Source organism: Sneathiella sp. P13V-1 (assembly GCF_015143595.1).
In the GTDB taxonomy this organism is placed as follows: Bacteria; Pseudomonadota; Alphaproteobacteria; order Sneathiellales; family Sneathiellaceae; genus Sneathiella.
This window is the reverse complement of the sequence record NZ_WYEU01000001.1, coordinates 162267-180687: the sequence shown is the minus strand read 5'-3', so window position 1 is coordinate 180687 and position 18421 is coordinate 162267. Positions and strand designations below refer to the sequence as shown.

Here is an 18421-nt window from a genome sequence, read left to right as displayed (position 1 = left end):
TAAGAATGACTGAAGCATTTATTTATGATGCAGTCCGCACACCGCGCGGTAAAGGCCGCGCGAGCGGTAGCCTGCATGAAGTGTCTCCGGTAGAGCTCGCGGCAGCTGCACTTGAAGCTGTTCGGGATCGTAATGAATTGGATACATCCCTCGTGGATGATGTCGTCCTAGGTTGTGTGGAGCCTGTGGGTGAGCAGGGCGCTGTTATCGGCCGTGTTGCGCCTTTGCATGCAGGTTATGCAGAAAGCGCCTCAGGTGTTCAGATCAACCGCTTCTGCGCGTCTGGTCTGGAAGCTGTGAATATGGCAGCTGCTCAGGTTATGTCCGGCCAAAGCGACGTCACTATCGGCGGCGGTGTTGAAAGCATGTCCCGTGTTCCAATGGGATCATCAGGCGGAGCTTGGTCCATGAACCCTGAAACAGCGTTCAAAACATATTTTGCACCACAAGGTATCGGTGCAGATATGATCTGTACTAAATGGGGCTACAGCCGCGATGACGTAGATGCCTATGCGGTAGAAAGCCAAAATCGCGCAAAACACGCGTGGGACAACGGTTACTTCAAAGGCTCTGTTGTGCCTGTAAAAGACATGAACGGTCTGACCATTCTGGATCATGATGAACATATGCGTCCGGAAACAACCATGCAGTCTTTGGGTGCACTGGATCCTTCATTTGCAGTTCAGGGTGAGCAGTATGGCTTTGATGGCGTGATCAAGCAGCGTTATCCGGAAGTGGAAAGCCTGAACCACGTTCACCACGCTGGTAACTCTTCCGGTATTGTGGATGGTGCGGCTGCGGTTCTGATCGGCAACGAAGAAGCTGGCCAGAAAATGAACCTGAAACCACGTGCGCGTTTCAGATCTTTCGCGTCCATCGGTAGCGAACCTTCCATCATGCTGACAGGTCCAAGCTATGCGGCTGAAAAGGCGCTGAAGCGTGCTGGCATGACAAATGCGGATATCGATCTTTGGGAGTTGAACGAAGCCTTCGCCGGCGTGGTTCTTCGTTTCATGGATGTGATGAATGTGGATCACAGTGAAATCAATGTGAATGGCGGTGCAATCGCTATGGGTCACCCACTGGGGGCCACTGGCGCAATGATCCTGGGGACTGTTCTGGATGAACTGGAACGTCGTGACCAGAATACTGCACTGATTACCCTGTGTGTGGGTGCCGGTATGGGTACAGCGACAATCATCGAACGTGTGTAAGGGGCGAAAGTAACAATGATCAATTATTCAGTTGATAGCGATGGTATCGCAACCATTTCCTGGGATATGCCTGATCGCAGCATGAATGTGCTGAACAACGGTAGTATTCCAGCGTTTAAAGAGGCCGTCGAAAAAGCAATTGCAGACGCAGATGTCAAAGGTGTGATTATCACATCTGCAAAACCTGACTTTATTGCAGGTGCTGATCTTGAAATGCTTCAGGGTTGGAGCGGTGCTGAAGAAATGTTCGCAAATGGTATGGAATTGCAGATGCTGTTCCGTTCCATGGAAAAAGGTGGAAAGCCGTTTGTTGCAGCGATCAATGGCACAGCGCTTGGCGGTGGTTTTGAAATCTGCCTTGCGTGTCATCGCCGTATTGCGGCCGACAATCCAAAAGCCAAAATAGGCCTTCCAGAAGTCAAAGTTGGTTTGCTGCCAGGCGGCGGTGGCACACAACGTCTGCCACGCCTTATCGGCATTCAGCCAGCCCTTCCATTGCTTCTTGAAGGTAAGCATTTAAGCCCTGAAAAGGCGCTTAAGGCAGGGGCAATCGAAGAAGTTGTGCCAGCAGATCAGCTTTTGATGCGTGCGAAAGAATGGTTGATGAATGCAAAGCCGGAAGATGCCGTGCAGCCTTGGGATAAGAAAGGTTTCCGTATTCCGGGCGGTGCACCAATGACACCAAAAGGTATGATGACCTTTACCGCCGGTAACGCCATGTTGCATGAGAAAACACAAGGCAACTATCCTGCGGCGACCAATATCATGTCCTGCGTCTATAACGGTTGCTGTGTGGATATCGACAGCGGTCTTAAAATCGAAACACGGTATTTCGTGAAGACCTGTATGTCTCCAGAAGCCAAGAACATGATCCGTTCATTGTTCTTCGGTATCGGCAATGCCAACAAACTGGCCTCACGTCCAAAAGACATCCCAACACAGAAATTCACCAAAGTTGGTGTGCTGGGTGCGGGTATGATGGGCGCTGGTATCGCTTATGTCACTGCGATGGCGGGCGTCGAAGTTGTTCTGATCGATCAGGATCAGGAAGCAGCTGAGCGCGGCAAAGGCTATTCAGAGAACCTTCTGAAAAAAGCCATGCAACGTAAACGGATGGATCAGGACAAGGCGGATAAAATCCTTGGGCTGATCACGCCGACAACTGATTACGCAGCACTTGAAGGTGCTGAGCTGGTTATTGAAGCTGTATTTGAAAATCGTGAAATCAAGGCTGATGTTACTGCAAAATCCGAAGCGGTGATCCCAGAAACAGCGATTTTTGCCTCCAACACGTCTACGCTGCCGATCACAGGTTTGGCGGAAGCCAGTCAGCGTCCAGCCAACTTTATTGGCCTGCATTTCTTCTCACCAGTGGACAAAATGCCATTGGTGGAAATCATCTGCGGTAAGGATACAAGCCAGGAAACGCTTGCCCGTTCCATGGACTATGTGAAAGCGATCCGCAAAACGCCGATTGTTGTAAATGACAGCCGTGGCTTCTACACAAGCCGTGTGTTCGGAACTTATGTGAACGAAGGTATCGCGCTTCTTGCTGAGGGTGTGAACCCAGCCTTGATCGATAATGCGGGTAAACAGGCAGGTATGCCAGTTGGACCACTTGCGTTGGCGGATGAGGTTGCGCTGGATCTGATCTACAAAATCCGTAATCAGACTCAGAAAGACCTTGGCGACAAATATCTGCCATCACCAGCCGATCCGGTTGTCAACAAAATGGTGGAAGAGCTTGGGCGCGTTGGTAAGCGTGAAAGCAAAGGCTTCTACGAATATCCTGAAGGAGGCAAAAAGCACCTCTGGGCGGGTCTCGCAGAACACTTCCCACAGCTGCCTGAGGCAGAGCAGCCAAGTGTCGATGAAGTTATCAAACGCCTGATCTATATCCAGTCGGTGGAAACAGCACGCTGCATGGAAGAGAATGTGGTGACGTCTGCAGAAGATGCGGATGTTGGCTCTATTCTAGGTTGGGGCTTTGCGCCTTTCCGCGGCGGTGCCATCAGTCAGATCCATACGGATGGCGTCGGCAATTTCGTATCTGAATGTGATCGCCTTGCGCAAGCATATGGTGCTCGCTTCACACCTCCAAAAATGCTGCGTGATATGGCCGACAAGGGCGAACAGTTCTACGCAGCTTAAGTTCCTCCCGATAGTACCAAGTGAAAAAGGCGCGATTGATATCGCGCCTTTTTTTGTCCTAGAGTTGAGACCGAAGCAAATTCTGTTCGGGTATCCTTCGGTACTCTTCCGGTAGCTGAACAGATTTCCGTTTTGTCATATCGAAATAGCAGCCAAGAACGGTTGTTGTGTTCGCAACTTTCCCTGTATCGCAGTCGATAAGTTGATGGCCGAAGACGAAGAGTTTTTCCATGCGATCCAAAAGTCCGCTTTTCAAAACGAGGCTTTGGCTTTCCTTAATGGGGTTATGAAACTCCATATAATAATCAAGCGCAGCAGAGCCCAGATTGCGATCTTTAAAAGTATCCCGGGTGATCCCAACATGCGCCATGATGTGACTGGCGGCATCTGAAAAACGGGCGACGATCTGCTTGGTTTCGATGTTACCCCAAAGATCACATTCCCATACATCAACAGCAGAGCGGTTCGTTTCGAACATATTGTCGAGCGGGGTCGCAGGTATGATTGTATGCTGGATCGGTTTGGGGGCATATTCCTTTACATGTTCATCGCACAGCACCTTCGCCGCTTCCAGAATGTCATCAGGGATGTCTTCAATTTCACCTGATTTTAGATCCTGATAGACAAGAGCAAATTCCTGATTGCAGGAAAGAACACTGGTTCCAGTGTTGTAGAGATTTGTAAATCCTCGAATTTCTGTTTTGTCTGCTGACCGAATTCCGGAAACGCCACTAATCAAACTGCCGCCACGTAGCTCGGCCTTGTACTGAATACGAAGGTTTTTGTAGCGAAGGGTTTTGCCTTCTTCACGGATACGCGCAGGGGTGAGGCCCAACGCATTCAACAGATGAGCTAAGGCCGCGGAGGCTTTGTCGGAATAGAACTGCACGTTCATGTGATCCATCTGATCGCATTCCCATGCTTCAACGGCGCCACGGTAGGAAGGGATGAGTTTTTCAGTCATGTCAGGCCTCCCCTTCATTTAGTTTCATGGATTCCAAGTGCGATAATTGGTCTTCACTAAAGGACGTGACTTTTCTGTTTTTCATGTCGAAATGAAGAACGGTCATTTCGCAATCAAAAGAAACTTCTCCGGTGCTGCTATTAAAAAGCTGATGATGGATTGTAATGGATTTGGAGGTAAAATCTTTTAAACCACTCATCATATGGATGATGTCACCAGCCAGAAGCTCACTTTTATATCTGCAGTGCTGCTCCACTGCTGCGAACCCTTTTCCTTCATTTTTAAACATGTCAGGAGTGTGGCCGAGCAGCCTGAAAATGTTCTGCATCGCGAGGCTGATTGTGGTGTGGTAATACTGGATATTCATATGTCCGATCAAGTCCAGTTGACTGGCCTGAACGTGACCCCGATAGGTTTCGTGATACCTGCTCATCAGGGGGTTGTCTCCCGCTTTGTTATTTTAGATCTATGCTGACAACCTTTTTAGCATTTGATCTATATAACGGTCGATCATTTCTTCCGGCGCGGATCCGATAATGGCAAGGCGTCCGGTACTATGCAGCATTAATGTACCCGTAATGTAGGTTATGGCATCCAGCGTTTCCCGCTGCGCCAAATGGGCATCTACATCATCAAGATCATGCAGGCAGTTTGCAATATACCCCAATGTGGACAGAAGACGGCTATTCAAATGCTGATTGGTTTCCTTGGAAAAGCCTTGTTTTTTCACTTCACCAGGGGAGAATAGGTAAAGTCCCAGCTGAAGATCTTCAGCATGATCAAAATAGTATTTGAAGTACCCGAAAACAGCGGCGCGGGCTTTTCCTTCGCTTAAATATGCCCTGCTAACCTTGTCTTTAATATATTTGGAAAGGCGGGTGAGCGACATCGCCAGCAGGTCAGCGTAAATCTCTTCTTTCGATTGGAAATAGGCGTATGGCGCACCGGTGGAATATCCGGCGCGCGTCGCGATTGCCCGCATGGTTGTGCCATCAAGTCCCTTTTCGCGAAAAAGGACTTCGGCAGCTTCCAGGATTTTTTGTTTCTTATATTCCTGGACTTCTTCTTTGCGGGATTTACGGTCTATTTTTGACATTTGGCCCAATCAATATTTTCACCACTGTCACGTTCCTTCACGGCCTGTTGGAAACCAACTTCTTCCGCGCGTGACTTGAAACCCATTCCTTCAGGGCTATGACGGGTGATACCATCGAAAATGGTCGCTGTCATCTGTGTGGACATCAGACCCATATTATCCAGTGCCTGATTGATCATCATTTTTTGCATCATCAACTGGTTCTTGGGAACGGATCCGACACGTTTCGCAAGTTCCATGACCCGCTCTTCCAGTTTGTCGTAAGGCACTGCATCCAGCACTAGCCCCATTTCTTTAGCTTCGACACCCGTTACAAGATCACCCGTCAGCAGCATACGTTTGGCTTTTTCAACACCAAGGCGGTAGACCCACATTGCCGTTGTTGGGCAGCCCCAAACACGAGCAGGGGGATAACCAATTTTCGCAGTATCTTCCATCACCACGATATCCGCACACAGGGCAATGTCACTGCCGCCAGCAACCGCATATCCATGGATTTTGGCAATCACCGGTTTGTAGGAGCGGAAGATGCTCATGAAATCCTGTGTGTTTCCCATCATCATTTTGTAATCGAGGGTCGGATCCCACGGCATTTCCTGAACACCGGCGTTAGGGCCTTCCTTCTGTGCGTACATCTTCAAATCGTAGCCAGAGCAGAACGCTTTGCCTGCGCCTTGAAGAATAATCACATGAACATCGTCATCCGCATTCGCCCGCTCTATAGCGTTTCGAATGGCTTTGGGAAGTTCATCTGAAATGGCGTTCAGGGCATGTGGGCGATTAAGTGTAACACGCGCAATGCGGCCCTCTGTTTCGTAAAGAACGATATCTTTTTCTGTTTCTGTCATCTCATTCTCCGTGATTTTTGATATATTGTTCATAAAAATGAACGAGGTTCAAGAAAAGAATAAAAAATAAAACGACGGAAAAGATTTTCAGCTCCGTTTCATAGTCAGATACCAACCGAAAGGACCTGTTATGAAAAAAGTGACTATGATTGTAATTGGCGCAGTTATGCTGGCGGTTCCGGCAGCTGTATATGCAGCAACTGAGGTGAAGAGTTACAAACACGAGCGTATGTTTGATCGTCACGACACCAACAAAGACGGAAAGATCTCCAAAGATGAAATTGATCCCCGTTGGTCAAACATGTTTGAAAAAATGGATACTGATTCCGATGGCTTTATCACTAAAGAAGAAGCGAAGGAAGGCCGCAAAATGATGCGTGAAGCGCGCATGGATTTTATGATTGGCGCGCTGGATTCCGATAAAAACGGAGAGTTGAGTGAACAGGAAGTAACTGACTTTGTTCTACAGAATTTCAGGAAAGCCGACGCGGATGGCAATGGTAGCCTGACTAAAGAAGAAATGAAGGCAGCGAAGAAGATGTTTAAAGAAGAGTTTCGTGGCCATCATGGACACGGCAAAGGATAAATAAAAAAGGGCCGGGTTAATCTCCGGCCCTTTTCCTTAGATACCTAACTGGCGGGAAGCAAGATCTCTCATGATCTCCTCGGCGCCTCCGCCAATGGCATTGACGCGTACTTCACGGTAAATCCGTTCCACCTTAGGGCCTCGCATAAATCCGGCCCCACCCATGATTTGCACACCTTCCCGGGCACAAAACTCCATGGTTTCAGTTGCCTGGTTTTTTAACATGCAGATATCCGCAACAGGTTGCTCACCTTGCTCAACTTTATAGGCCACCAAATCCATATAGGCTTCAGTTGCGCGGATGCGTTGTGCCATATCGACAAGTTTGTGGCGGATGACCTGTTTCTCAGATAGAGGTTTGCCAAAAACCATGCGTTCTTTGGCGTATTCCACAACTTCATTAAAGCAGGTTCGCGCAAAAGAGACGCACCCCGCAGCCAACCACAACCGTTCATAGTTGAAGTTAAGCATAATTGCCGGGAAGCCCATATTTTCCGCGCCTAACAGATTTTCAACAGGGACACGACAATTGTCGAAATAAAGCGTCGCTGTATCGGATGCCCACCAACCCATTTTCTTTAGCGGAGTTTGATCAAAACCGGGGGTGTCTTTTTCAATAAGAAGAAGGGAGATACCGCCCATGCCGGGTTCACCTGTTCGAACAGCAACCGTGTAAATGTCAGCCCGCATACCCGATGTGATAAAGGTTTTTGACCCGTTCACAACATAGTGGTCACCATCACGAACGGCCGTTGTTTTGAGGTTAGCAACGTCGGATCCACCGCTTGGTTCTGTAATGGCCAGAGCGGAAATCATGTCACCTGAGAGGATCTTTGGAAGATACTTCTTCTTTTGTTCCTCAGTACCCACATTTTTGATAGGTGGTGCGCCAATGGTGTGGCTCATCAAACTGGCGGTCAGACCACCTGCACCGGCACGGGAAAGTTCTTCCGCGCCAATAATGCCATAGAAGATATCCGTATCTACCCCGCCATACTCTTCAGGAAATCCAACACCAAGCAGGCCTATCTCTCCGGCCTTCTTATAAAGCTCTTTTGGGAAAGTTTCGGCTTCATCCCATTCGCTGGCAAAAGGTTCTATTTCCGTATCAACGAATTTCCGAAGCATATCGCGAAAGGCGACATGATCCTCATTGCAAAAAGGGGGAAGAGTGCGTTCCAAAAGGTCCATTACGCGTCCTCCTCTGCTTCGATTTCAACCAGCATCGCTTTGGAGGCGACCTGATCGTCTTTCTTCGCGCCTATAGACGTGACAGTTCCTGAAATGCGTGCCGGGATTTCATGCTCCATTTTCATGGCTTCCAGCATGGCAACGATCTGACCTTTTTCTACCTTGTCACCTGCTTTTACCAGGATGTCGATCACGCGACCGTTCATTGGGGCAGCTATTCGGCCGTCACCTGCGCCGTCCGCACTACCTGCTGGCGCGAGCGTTACTTCGCGAGCAGAGAAAGTCAATGCCCCTACAGCGATGTGAAGCAGGTCAGTATCTTCTGCAAAATGTATGGTTTTTTGAACGCCGTTCAAAAGTACGCGAATTTCAGTGTCAAATTCATCAAGGAACGAAATGTTCCATTCTTCCTCACCTGCTCTTACTAAGTAGGATGACAAATCATTTTGTTGAATTTGGAAAGAATGTTTGTTTTCTCCCACTTCAACGACCATTGGTGAGATATTAATCGCCGCACTATCCCATCCGTCCGTGTCTGACCCCGTATCATGTTGCTGAATGGCAAATAGAAGTGACGCTGCGAGGGCGATATCCTGCTTCGTAGGTTCTGGCCGTGTTCTTGTCTTCTTGGGGAAATAGCTTTCAATAAAGCCTGTTGTCGCTTCGCCATTGGTGAAAGCGTCATGCTTCAGGCAATCGATCAGGAACTGGCGGTTCGTGGTCAGTCCCAGATCCTGTGTTTGCTCCAACGACCGGATCAGGCGTAGACGCGCATCTTCACGGCTTTCACCATAAGCGATGACTTTGGCGATCATGGCATCGTAATGAGGCGTAATTTCGATGCCATCTACCAAACCATGGTCGCACCGAAGCCCTTCGCCAATTGCGGGGCGCCAACTTACCAAGGTACCTACCCTTGGCAAGAAGTCTTTATAAGGGTCTTCCGCATAAAGGCGTGCCTCGATGGCATGACCAAACAAGACGATGTCATCCTGTAAGGAAGGTAATACTTCCCCGCGAGCCACACGTAATTGCCACTCCACCAAATCAAAGCCGGTGATGCATTCCGTAACTGGATGCTCCACCTGAAGTCGGGTGTTCATTTCAAGGAAATAGAAGGAACCGTCTGCGCCCAACAAAAACTCAACGGTACCTGCGCCGCGATAATTAATCGCTTTGGCCGCAGCAACGGCGGCAGCACCCATCTTTTGACGTAATTCTTCAGAAACCGCAGGAGAGGGGGCTTCTTCGATGACTTTCTGGTGGCGGCGTTGAATGGAACAATCCCGCTCTCCCAAATGCACCACATTCCCGTGGCTATCTGCAAAAACCTGAATTTCAATATGGCGCGGTTCGATAACCGCCTTTTCCAAAATCAGCTCACCCGATCCAAAGGCATTTTCAGCTTCACTTCGGGCTGTTGCCAGTGCTTTTTCAAGCTTCTCTGGTTTTGCCACCAGCCGCATTCCGCGGCCACCACCGCCAGCGGCGGCTTTGACCATTACGGGGAAACCAATTTCATCAGCCGCCTTAATGAAGTGGCTGTCAGATTGATCTTCGCCTTCATAACCGGGAACGCAAGGGACCCCTGCGTCAATCATTCGGCGCTTGGCTTCCGCCTTGTTGCCCATAACGTCGATGGCTTCTTCTGAGGGGCCGATGAAAGTGATGTTTCTTTCTTCGCAGGCTTTCGCAAAAGCAGCATTTTCGGACAAAAAGCCGTAACCCGGATGGATAGCATCGGCACCCGTTACTTCGGCGGCGCTGAAAATGCGATCCATATCAAGATAGCTCTCACCAACCGGCGCGGGACCAATCAGCACAGCTTCGTCTGCCATCGCGACATGAAGGGCATCCGCATCTGCTTCGGAATAAACTGCAACGGTGCTGTATCCCATTTCATGGGCAGTGCGAATGACGCGGCAGGCAATCTCGCCGCGGTTCGCTATCAGAATTTTTGAAAAGCGGCTCATGGTTACCCTCTGCGGCCTGATGGCAGTGTGTTCATCAATTTACATATGATGCCCAGCATCACTTCGTCAGCACCGCCGCCAATAGAGGTCAGACGCCCATCGCGATAGGCGCGGGAGACATGAGTTTCATTCATGAAGCCCATACCACCGTAATATTGCAGACACGCGTCGTTCACCTCGCGGGTCAGACGTCCAGCTTTCAGTTTCGCCATGGAGGCAAGCATGGTGACGTTACCGCCATCCACATATTCCTTAACCGCACGATAGGTCATGGAACGCAGGGCTTCGATCTCGGTTTTAAGCTCTGCCATACGGAAGTGAATGACCTGATTGTTAAGAAGCGGTGCGCCAAATGCTTCCCGTTGACGTGTATATTCGATCGTATCATCCACAATGATATCAAGTGCTTCAAGTGCCGCACCGGCTGCCCATAGGCGCTCTTCCTGAAACTGGAGCATCTGGTAGGTGAAGCCCATGCCTTCTTCCCCGATGATGTTCTTTTGTGGAACGCGGACATCTTCGAAATAAAGCTGCGCAGTATCAGAGGAGCGCATGCCTAGCTTATCCAACTTGCGTTCAACAGTAATGCCCGGTGTGTCCATTGGAACAATAATAAGAGATTTACTGCTGTGGATTGGTCCGTCACTTGTGTTGACCAGCATACACATGAAATCCGCCTGAGTGCCGTTTGTGATCCACATTTTCTGGCCGTTGATGACGTAATCATCACCGTCTTTTACGGCTTTGGATTTGATCCCCGCAACATCAGATCCTGCACCCGGCTCAGACACACCAATACAGGCAACATAGTCACCGGCGATCGCTTGGCGGAGGAAGTTTTCCTTCACATAATCTGATCCAAAACGGGCAAGAGCCGGAGTTGCCATATCGGTCTGAACACCGATTGCCATTGGCACACCGCCGCAGCGTATTTTGCCAAGTGTTTCTGACATGGCAAGGCTGTAAGAATAATCGAGGCCCATGCCACCATATTCTTCAGGTTTACAAACACCCAGATAGCCTTGATCGCCCATTTTCTTGAACAGTTCATGAGCCGGGAAAATACCTTCAGCTTCCCACTCATCCACATATGGGTTGATTTCCTGATCAATGAACTTGCTCAGGTTTTTCATAAACTCTTTATGTTCTGGTCCATAAATCATGATGTCTCTCCCTTTTACATGCGGCCAATGCCGAAGGTGTTTGTATTTGTTTCTCGTTTGTCGCCTTCCATGGAAACGGAGAGGCAGTAGCTTATGACTTTTCTGGTGTCCCGCGGGTCAATCAAGCCGTCATCCCAAAGGCGGGCTGTCGCAAACAACGCGGTACTTTCCTTGTCCATGCGTTTGATGATTCCTTGCTCCATCTGGCCCAAGGCATCGCGGTCAGGTTCCTGACCCATGCGTTTGAACTTTTCTTCGGTGACAATGGACATCACCTTGGCTGCCTGTTCCCCGCCCATCACAGCAACGCGGTTATTTGGCCATGCGAAGATAAAACGAGGATCGAAAGAACGTCCACACATGCCGTAGTTACCTGCGCCAAAGCTCGCGCCGATGTGAATTGTGATTTTAGGAACTGTGGCGTTGGTAACGGCCTGGATCATTTTGGAGCCGTGTTTCACAATACCTGATTGTTCCGCTTCAGTGCCCACCATGAAGCCAGTTGTATTTTGCAAGAACACAATTGGCGTGCCTGACTGACAACAAAGTTGGATAAACTGAGCAGCTTTCGTTGCGCCATCCGCTGTGATCGGGCCATTATTACCGATGATGCCAACGGCTTGCCCTTCGATTTTGGCGTGACCACACACGGTTTGACTGCCATAGAGTTCTTTGAAATCGAGGAAATCAGAGGCGTCTACAATACGGGCAATGACTTCACGAACATCATATGGTTTGCGGTAATCGGCGGGTACAATACCCAGTAATTCTTCGGCGTCATATTTTGGATCTTCAAATTCCCGATCTGGCATTTGCGGGCCATTTTCATTCCATGGCAAATTACCTACAATTTCGCGGGCAATGCGAATACCGTCCGCATCGTTTTCTGCCATATATTCTGACACACCTGAAACGGTTGAGTGCATTTCTGCACCACCAAGATCTTCGTCTTTCGCAATCTCACCCGTGGCGGCTTTTAGAAGAGGTGGGCCAGCAAGGAAAACCTTTGCTCCGCCTTTGACCATAATCACATAGTCAGATAGGCCCGGCTGATAGGCGCCGCCAGCCGTAGAGGAACCATGAACAACAGTGATCTGGGGAATGCCAGCAGCAGACATGCGCGCCTGATTGGCAAATCCCTGACCACCCTTAATAAAGATCTCGGCCTGATAGAGAAGGTTTGCCCCTCCTGATTCCACCAGATTAATAACAGGGAGTTTGTTTTTGAGGATAACTTCCTGAGCGCGCAGGTTTTTCTCTAACCCCATAGGGGCGATGGTGCCGCCTTTAATGGCACTGTCAGATGCCTTCACCATACAGCGGACACCGTTAACATAGCCGATGCCGAGAATAAGACCGCCACCCAGGACATTTTTCTTTCCATCATCGTCATGCATTCCAAGTCCCGCGAGCGTGGAGAGCTGCAGAAACGGAGCCCCTTTGTCCAGAAGAAGGGCAATTCGTTCGCGTGGCAGAAGCTGCCCCCGCTTTTCGAATTTCTCCTTTTTGGAGTTAGAGGTGTCGCGCACCTTTTGCTCTAAAGCTCGAAACTCCTCAATCCGCTCCAGCATTGTCTCGCGGTTTGATTTGAAGTTATCGCTTGTGGTGTCGATATCGGAATGAATGACGGGCATGGTTTTCTTCCCTGTTATTCGTTGTCCTGAAAGATTTTAGGAGTGACGGCCAGATGGAATCCGTCAAAGGATTCGTTGTTATTATGGTCAGGCAGTGGCCAGTGAAGGCGCGCATTAGGTGCGGCGCCATCAACACGGATACAGTCGCCTGAAATAAAGGCAGCGGCTTCCGAAAGTAGGAACACGATGGCTGCAGAAGTCTCAGATTCTGTACCCATGCGTTTTGCCGGGTTGTGTGAAGCCAACTCTTTAAGTTTGACTTGGAACCAATCGGGATAAGTATCCATACCTGAGGACATGATCCAGCCTGGGGCTACGGCGTTGACGCGAACACCTGCGCAGGCCCACTCAACAGCAGCGGTCTCCGTGAAGCTCAGCATCCCTTTGCGGGCAGCGCCTGAATGGCCCATACCCGGCATGGATGACCACATGTCGGCTACTATATTCACAATCGAACCGCCATTTTCTTTCATCCACTGGGTGAAGCATTCACGGGCAACAAGAAATCCGCCCGTCAGGTTGTTGCGAACAACAGCATCCCAACCATTTTGGCTGATGCTTTCAAGTGGGGCAGGGAACTGACCACCCGCATTGTTGACCAGACCATCAATACGTCCATGGGCTTTCAAAATATCAGCAACGGTTTCTTTTACTTTTTCTTCGTCGCGAATGTCGCAGGAATGACAGGTTGCCGTACCGCCAGATTGTTCGATTTCCGCTTTCACGGTTTCCAGTTTGTCCATGGATCTTCCCACCAGTGCGACTTTAGCACCTAGGGACACCAACTCATGCGCGGTGCAACGGCCAATACCGCTGCCACCCCCGGTCACGATGATTGATTGGCCTTCAAAGAGATCTGGGCGAAAAATGGACTTATATCCCATGGGAAATTGTGCCTCCACAAACTTAATTCTAATTGGATGACCGGATTATTGCTTGTTTTGCTAAGTTTGGCATCCCTGATTGACAAATATGCTAAGTGACGTTTACGTTAACGTCAAGTAAGTGGGAGGCTTTAGATTTGCTATGGAAAATCAAATTTAGAGCGAGTTTATTTGTTCAGAAAGAGGACCATTCAGATGGCAACTTTAGAAGAAATTACGGAAGGTATGCGTGAGCGTATTGGTGAAGATTGTGGCCTTGGCGCTACGTTAAAATTTGATTTTGGCGATGACGGTATCGTTCATGTTGATGCAGACAGCGTTCCAAATGTTGTTTCCAACGAAGATGCTGATGCAGATTGCACAATCAAAATTACCAAAGACAACTTCGAATCATTGGCAGGCGGTGATCTGGACCCGACAACTGCCTTTATGATGGGTAAGCTGAAAATTGAAGGTAACATGGGCATTGCCATGAAACTTCAGAGCGTTTTCGGTTAATCCGATTCAGTTGATTAAAGAAAACCGCCCCGATTTGGGCGGTTTTTTGCTGAAAAGCATAAGTTCGAGACTTTTGGCGGTGCATTTTTGACATGCTAGGGAAAAATTCGGCTTTTTTTCAAGTTTTCTCTGTACCTTTTGAAAATCACGCATTAAGAAAGGCGCTTCGAATTTAATTCAAACCGACAGGAGCTTGTCACATGACAGCGAGATCTGCACGGCACGGCCGTAATCAGGGCGGCAAAAGCCGCAAAAGCGGTGGCGGTGGACGCGGTAACGGTGGTATCAAAAACACTCGTTCCAACGCTCAACGCGCTGCTCGTAAAATCACACTGAAGATGGGACGTCACGCTGCCCGTCGTCAGCTTAAGAAAGTTCAGGCTGCAACTCGCGCCGCTGCTTAATCGCAGATCGTTTCTTTAAAAAAAGCTGCATCGGTTCAGATGCGGCTTTTTTTGTGTCTAGTCTTCAAGGGCTGTGTAGCGCTCCCCTACAAATTCCATACCTGTGTCATGCCCCCATCCGTCACGTTCGGCTGCCAATACTATGTTGGCGCAAGCGCGGCTGTCCGATAGCGCATCGTGGTGATTGAGAGAGAGACCGAGATACTCAGCCACATTTGGAAGTTTGGTCGGACGCACGCTCCACATATCGCGGGCGAGCTTCACTGTGCAGATAAATTCGGTTTCCGGATTTTCCAACTCGTAAGTGTCACAACAGCTTTTTAAGACCTTCCGGTCAAATCCGGCATTATGGGCTGAGAAGAAATCTACCCCTTCGAACCAAGGCGTGATCTCTGACCATAGTTCGCCAAAGGTTGGCTCCATAATAACATCTGGCCAGGTAATTCCATGGATATGGGTGAAGAAGAAATCCTGACTTGGCGGACGGATCAGATAGGAACGCTCATCTGTAATTTTGCCGTTCTCTGCGCGGACAAGACCAATGGCACATGCACTGTCTGCAGAATAGTTGGCGGTTTCAAAATCTATAGCTAGGAAAGTACTCATGAGGGCAGCATATAAAAAAACTCCCGGGGGGTCACCCGGGAGTTTTTGAAATCAACCGGCTTTTGCTTCTGCCGCTTTTCTTTCTTCGTATTTTTTCTTCTCTTCTTCCACCAATTCTTTCTTGGAAAGTTTACCAACCAGTGTTTTGGGAAGTTCCGGGCGATACTCGATGGCACCCGGCAATTCGTGCTTGCCGAGTTTGTCTTTCAAGAACTCACGCCATTCTTCCAACGACATTTCTACGCCATCATGCCTTTTCTTAATGAAAGCCTTGGCGGCTTCACCGCGGTAATCATCCGGAATACCAACAACGGTCACTTCTTCCACGGAAGGATGCTCAAAAATAGCTTCTTCAATGATGCGTGGATAAACGTTGAAACCACCGGAGGTGATCATGTCTTTCGTCCGGTCAACAATGAACATGTAGCCATCTTCATTGAGGTAACCGGTGTCACCGGTCAGGAAGAAGTCGCCAACAAATGCTTCGGCCGTTGCTTCAGGTTTGTTCCAATAACCCTTCATAATATTTGGGCCTTTAATGCCGATTTCACCGATTTCACCGGTTGGCATCACCTTGGATTTATCTTCCACATCGAAAATGCGGATTTCGATACCTGGGACGGGTACACCTGCAGATCCGGCAACACGTTTACCTGTATCAGGCGTTGCCGTACCGGATGGGGATGTTTCCGTCATGCCCCAGCCTTCCAGAAGGCGGCAGCCTGTTAGTTTCTGGAACTGATCTTGAACGTCTACGGGGAGCGGCGCACCACCGGAGTTACACATCTTCAGGAAGCTGAAATCGTATTTCTGGATATCAGGATGGTTGGCGATGGCCATATACATTGTTGGCACACCAGGGAAGACCGTTGGTTTCTTTTTGACCAAGTCCTTCATCACGTCATCCAACTCAAATTTAGGATGAAGGATAATTTCAGCACCGCCATCAATGGCAAAGTTCATATTCACAGTGAGTGCATAGATATGGAACAGCGGCAGGACAGCCATAACCCGTTCAGTACCGTCAACCAGCGTCGCATCTTCACCTTGCTGCATGGCGCGAAGTTGTTGAGTAGAAGCAACCAGATTACGGTGTGTCAGCATGGCACCTTTAGGAAGGCCTGTAGTACCGCCCGTGTATTGAATAACAGCAATTCGCTCTTCTGGGTGTTTTACTTCAACCGGTTCATATTTCCCGTCATTGGCAATCAATGACTTAAATGACATATGCTTGTCGTTCTTTGGAATAGACGCAATTTCCTTGGACTTTACGATCGGGTAGAGGAAGTTCTTTGGAAATGGCAGAACTTCTTTCAAATTACCGACAATGATTTTCTTGAGACGTGTTTTCTCAAGTAGCTTACCGATATTTGGATATAGGACTTCAAGATCGAGTGTGATCATGAAATCTGTCTGGCTATCCTCAATCTTGTGAATAAGCTCACGTTCCGCATCCAATGGTGAATAGTTCACCACTGTACCACCTGCCTTAAGGATACCAAAAAAGCTGATGATATATTGCGGACAGTTTGGCAGGAATAGTCCTACATGGACGCCTTTGCCAACACCTAGCGCCTGAAACCCCTTCGCGGCTCGGCTGACAAGATCGTCCAACTCGCTATAAGTGTATTTTTTATCGAGAAAATCGATAGCGTAGTTATTTGGCCATTTCTTGACAGCATCGTCTAGAATGGCAAAAACCGGCTTTTTATCGATCTCGATTTCCCAGCTTACCCCTTTCGGATAAGACTTCTCCCACGAAAAATCTGACATCTCCAATCCCTTATGTTTATTCCCTGATTTTCTTTTTTGTTAAAGTTAAGCAGTGAAGTCATAACGGTCAAAGGAAAAAGTGCTTTACCTAGGGTTAAGTTAAGTAAAAACAAATATGCAAAAGCTGCAAGCTGGCATTGTATTGTTCAGAATCAATGCCCCATTATTGCTATGATTGGATGCTTAAAAGAAAAGGAAAGAAAAATGAGCACACCCGCAGAAATCGCAAAACAGGTTATCTCGAACGGACTGCAGCAGATTGGAGATGCCGGACTGTCTGAGGACGCCTTTGCACGCGCCCTTATTAATGAAGCCATAGGGGTTGCGAGACGAACCCGTTCAGTGAGTGATATCGCATCAGAGTTAGAATTCCTCGCCGAAAATCTGGATGAAGATCAGGAGTATACGTTTATGCGGCCTTGAGGGACGCTACGTAATCCACTTCTATTTAGGGATTCCATCAGTTCCGGCACCGCAGATGATGACACCTGTATTGCCGGTATCTGACGGGATGAGATTGTGTTGCAGGGCTGCGATTGCTGCGGCGGCTGACAGCTCGACAGCGATACCTGCGCTTTCCCAAAGCCACTTTGCGGCATCTTCCATCATGTCGTCTTCGACCAGAACAATCTGATCTACATTTTTTGAAATGATTTCGAAATTTGGTGTTTCTGATCTGCGAGGTGCAAGCGTACCTGCACGCGTGTTGATGGCATCCAGGGTAACAAGTTCGCCGGCTTTCAAGCTGTCATGCAGTGTTGGGGCGCCTGTGGCTTCGATCCCAATGATTCGAATGTTCGGGTTGATGAGTTTGGCGGCGTAAGCGACGCCAGAAATTAACCCTCCGCCGCCAATGGCAACAAGTAGGGTATCAAGATGCGGTGCAGCTTCTAGAACCTCAAGTGCAATCGTTCCCTGTCCTTGAATGACAGTTTCATCTGCGAAAGGGTGAATATAGGTTTTGCCGTTTGCATCCCGATCTTTTAAGGCAAGTGCGTTCGCATCATCCCAGACAGGGCCTGATACAATGACGTCAGGCGTTAGTTTCTTCAGTTTTGCAACTTTCGATGCCGGTGTGTTTTCAGGTAGATAAATGGTTGTTGGGGTGTTGGTCAGCGCGCCTGCATAAGCGACACCCATGCCGTGGTTGCCTCCAGACGCGGTCACTAGGCCACGTTTCAGTTGTTCTTCTGACAAGGTAAGAACAGTGTTTAAGGCACCGCGCACTTTAAATGATCCAGAAACCTGCAGATTCTCTAACTTACAGCTAACAGTTTGCCCCTTTGCAATTTCAAGATCCAGCAGAGGTGTTTTGCGAATGTAAGGAGCCAAGCGTTCCGCTGCGTTTTTGAAATCACCAAGTGAAAGTGAGAGCATTTTAAAGACCTGAAAAATGACAAAAGACAATTGAGGGCGTTATAGTGGGGTATCCAATA

General features: G+C 48.8%; 18 protein-coding genes. 6 read left to right on the top strand and 12 right to left on the bottom strand.

The window, feature by feature from the left end; all coding sequences use genetic code 11:
• The first annotated feature begins 5 nt into the window (after positions 1-5).
• Both GUA87_RS00880 and GUA87_RS00875 read left to right on the top strand, forming a co-directional pair.
• A complete protein-coding gene (locus GUA87_RS00880; RefSeq protein ID WP_193714646.1) occupies positions 6-1214 on the top strand; it encodes an acetyl-CoA C-acetyltransferase in 1209 nt (402 codons plus the stop codon).
• Positions 1215-1229: 15 nt separating this feature from the next.
• The gene (locus GUA87_RS00875; RefSeq protein ID WP_193714645.1) at positions 1230-3365 is read left to right on the top strand and encodes a 3-hydroxyacyl-CoA dehydrogenase NAD-binding domain-containing protein; all 2136 of its coding nucleotides are present in this window, start codon (positions 1230-1232) and stop codon (positions 3363-3365) included.
• Between the two features lie 58 nt (positions 3366-3423).
• On the opposite strand, the gene GUA87_RS00870 is transcribed toward GUA87_RS00875, so the two are convergent.
• The 4 genes from GUA87_RS00870 to GUA87_RS00855 are packed head-to-tail and all read right to left on the bottom strand — an operon-like array spanning position 3424 to position 6273.
• Entirely contained in the window at positions 3424-4329 is a 906-nt protein-coding gene (locus tag GUA87_RS00870) for a thioesterase family protein (protein WP_193714644.1), read from the bottom strand.
• 1 nt (position 4330) lies between these two features.
• Positions 4331-4762 carry an acyl-CoA thioesterase gene (locus GUA87_RS00865; protein ID WP_193714643.1) on the bottom strand — a complete coding sequence of 144 codons (432 nt, stop codon included), beginning with the start codon at positions 4760-4762 and terminating at the stop codon, positions 4331-4333.
• Positions 4763-4795: 33 nt separating this feature from the next.
• The gene (locus tag GUA87_RS00860) at positions 4796-5425 is read right to left on the bottom strand and encodes a TetR/AcrR family transcriptional regulator (protein ID WP_193714642.1); all 630 of its coding nucleotides are present in this window, start codon (positions 5423-5425) and stop codon (positions 4796-4798) included.
• Complete coding sequence (locus GUA87_RS00855; RefSeq protein WP_193714641.1) at positions 5413-6273, bottom strand: crotonase/enoyl-CoA hydratase family protein; 861 nt, start codon at positions 6271-6273, stop codon at positions 5413-5415. Before GUA87_RS00855 ends, GUA87_RS00860 begins: the two co-directional genes overlap by 13 nt.
• A gap of 130 nt (positions 6274-6403) precedes the next feature.
• On the opposite strand from GUA87_RS00855, the gene GUA87_RS00850 reads away from it, so the two are divergent.
• Positions 6404-6859, top strand: a complete 456-nt coding sequence (locus GUA87_RS00850; protein WP_193714640.1) for an EF-hand domain-containing protein — start codon at positions 6404-6406, stop codon at positions 6857-6859.
• A gap of 36 nt (positions 6860-6895) precedes the next feature.
• Here GUA87_RS00850 and GUA87_RS00845 read toward each other — a convergent pair whose 3' ends face one another.
• The 5 genes from GUA87_RS00845 to GUA87_RS00825 are packed head-to-tail and all read right to left on the bottom strand — an operon-like array spanning position 6896 to position 13704.
• Positions 6896-8050, bottom strand: a complete 1155-nt coding sequence (locus GUA87_RS00845; RefSeq protein ID WP_193714639.1) for an acyl-CoA dehydrogenase family protein — start codon at positions 8048-8050, stop codon at positions 6896-6898.
• On the bottom strand, positions 8050-10023 hold the full coding sequence (locus tag GUA87_RS00840; RefSeq protein WP_193714638.1) for an acetyl/propionyl/methylcrotonyl-CoA carboxylase subunit alpha: 1974 nt from the start codon (positions 10021-10023) through the stop codon (positions 8050-8052). Before GUA87_RS00840 ends, GUA87_RS00845 begins: the two co-directional genes overlap by 1 nt.
• A gap of 2 nt (positions 10024-10025) precedes the next feature.
• Positions 10026-11186 carry an acyl-CoA dehydrogenase family protein gene (locus tag GUA87_RS00835; RefSeq protein WP_193714637.1) on the bottom strand — a complete coding sequence of 387 codons (1161 nt, stop codon included), beginning with the start codon at positions 11184-11186 and terminating at the stop codon, positions 10026-10028.
• A gap of 14 nt (positions 11187-11200) precedes the next feature.
• Positions 11201-12820 carry an acyl-CoA carboxylase subunit beta gene (locus GUA87_RS00830; RefSeq protein ID WP_193714636.1) on the bottom strand — a complete coding sequence of 540 codons (1620 nt, stop codon included), beginning with the start codon at positions 12818-12820 and terminating at the stop codon, positions 11201-11203.
• Between the two features lie 14 nt (positions 12821-12834).
• Complete coding sequence (locus tag GUA87_RS00825) at positions 12835-13704, bottom strand: SDR family oxidoreductase (RefSeq protein WP_193714635.1); 870 nt, start codon at positions 13702-13704, stop codon at positions 12835-12837.
• A gap of 195 nt (positions 13705-13899) precedes the next feature.
• Here GUA87_RS00825 and GUA87_RS00820 point away from each other — a divergent pair, with 195 nt between their 5' ends.
• Both GUA87_RS00820 and GUA87_RS00815 read left to right on the top strand, forming a co-directional pair.
• A complete protein-coding gene (locus tag GUA87_RS00820) occupies positions 13900-14202 on the top strand; it encodes an SCP2 sterol-binding domain-containing protein (RefSeq protein WP_193714634.1) in 303 nt (100 codons plus the stop codon).
• Between the two features lie 200 nt (positions 14203-14402).
• Positions 14403-14606 carry a hypothetical protein gene (locus GUA87_RS00815; RefSeq protein WP_193714633.1) on the top strand — a complete coding sequence of 68 codons (204 nt, stop codon included), beginning with the start codon at positions 14403-14405 and terminating at the stop codon, positions 14604-14606.
• A gap of 57 nt (positions 14607-14663) precedes the next feature.
• On the opposite strand, the gene GUA87_RS00810 is transcribed toward GUA87_RS00815, so the two are convergent.
• Complete coding sequence (locus tag GUA87_RS00810) at positions 14664-15212, bottom strand: 3'-5' exonuclease (protein WP_193714632.1); 549 nt, start codon at positions 15210-15212, stop codon at positions 14664-14666.
• A gap of 51 nt (positions 15213-15263) precedes the next feature.
• Positions 15264-16985, bottom strand: a complete 1722-nt coding sequence (locus GUA87_RS00805; protein WP_193714631.1) for a long-chain-fatty-acid--CoA ligase — start codon at positions 16983-16985, stop codon at positions 15264-15266.
• Between the two features lie 204 nt (positions 16986-17189).
• Between GUA87_RS00805 and GUA87_RS00800 the strand changes: the two genes are divergently transcribed.
• Entirely contained in the window at positions 17190-17408 is a 219-nt protein-coding gene (locus GUA87_RS00800) for a hypothetical protein (RefSeq protein WP_193714630.1), read from the top strand.
• Positions 17409-17429: 21 nt separating this feature from the next.
• Here the strand turns inward: GUA87_RS00800 and GUA87_RS00795 are convergent, their stop codons facing one another.
• Positions 17430-18362 carry a threonine/serine dehydratase gene (locus tag GUA87_RS00795; RefSeq protein ID WP_193714629.1) on the bottom strand — a complete coding sequence of 311 codons (933 nt, stop codon included), beginning with the start codon at positions 18360-18362 and terminating at the stop codon, positions 17430-17432.
• Positions 18363-18421: the final 59 nt, after the last annotated feature.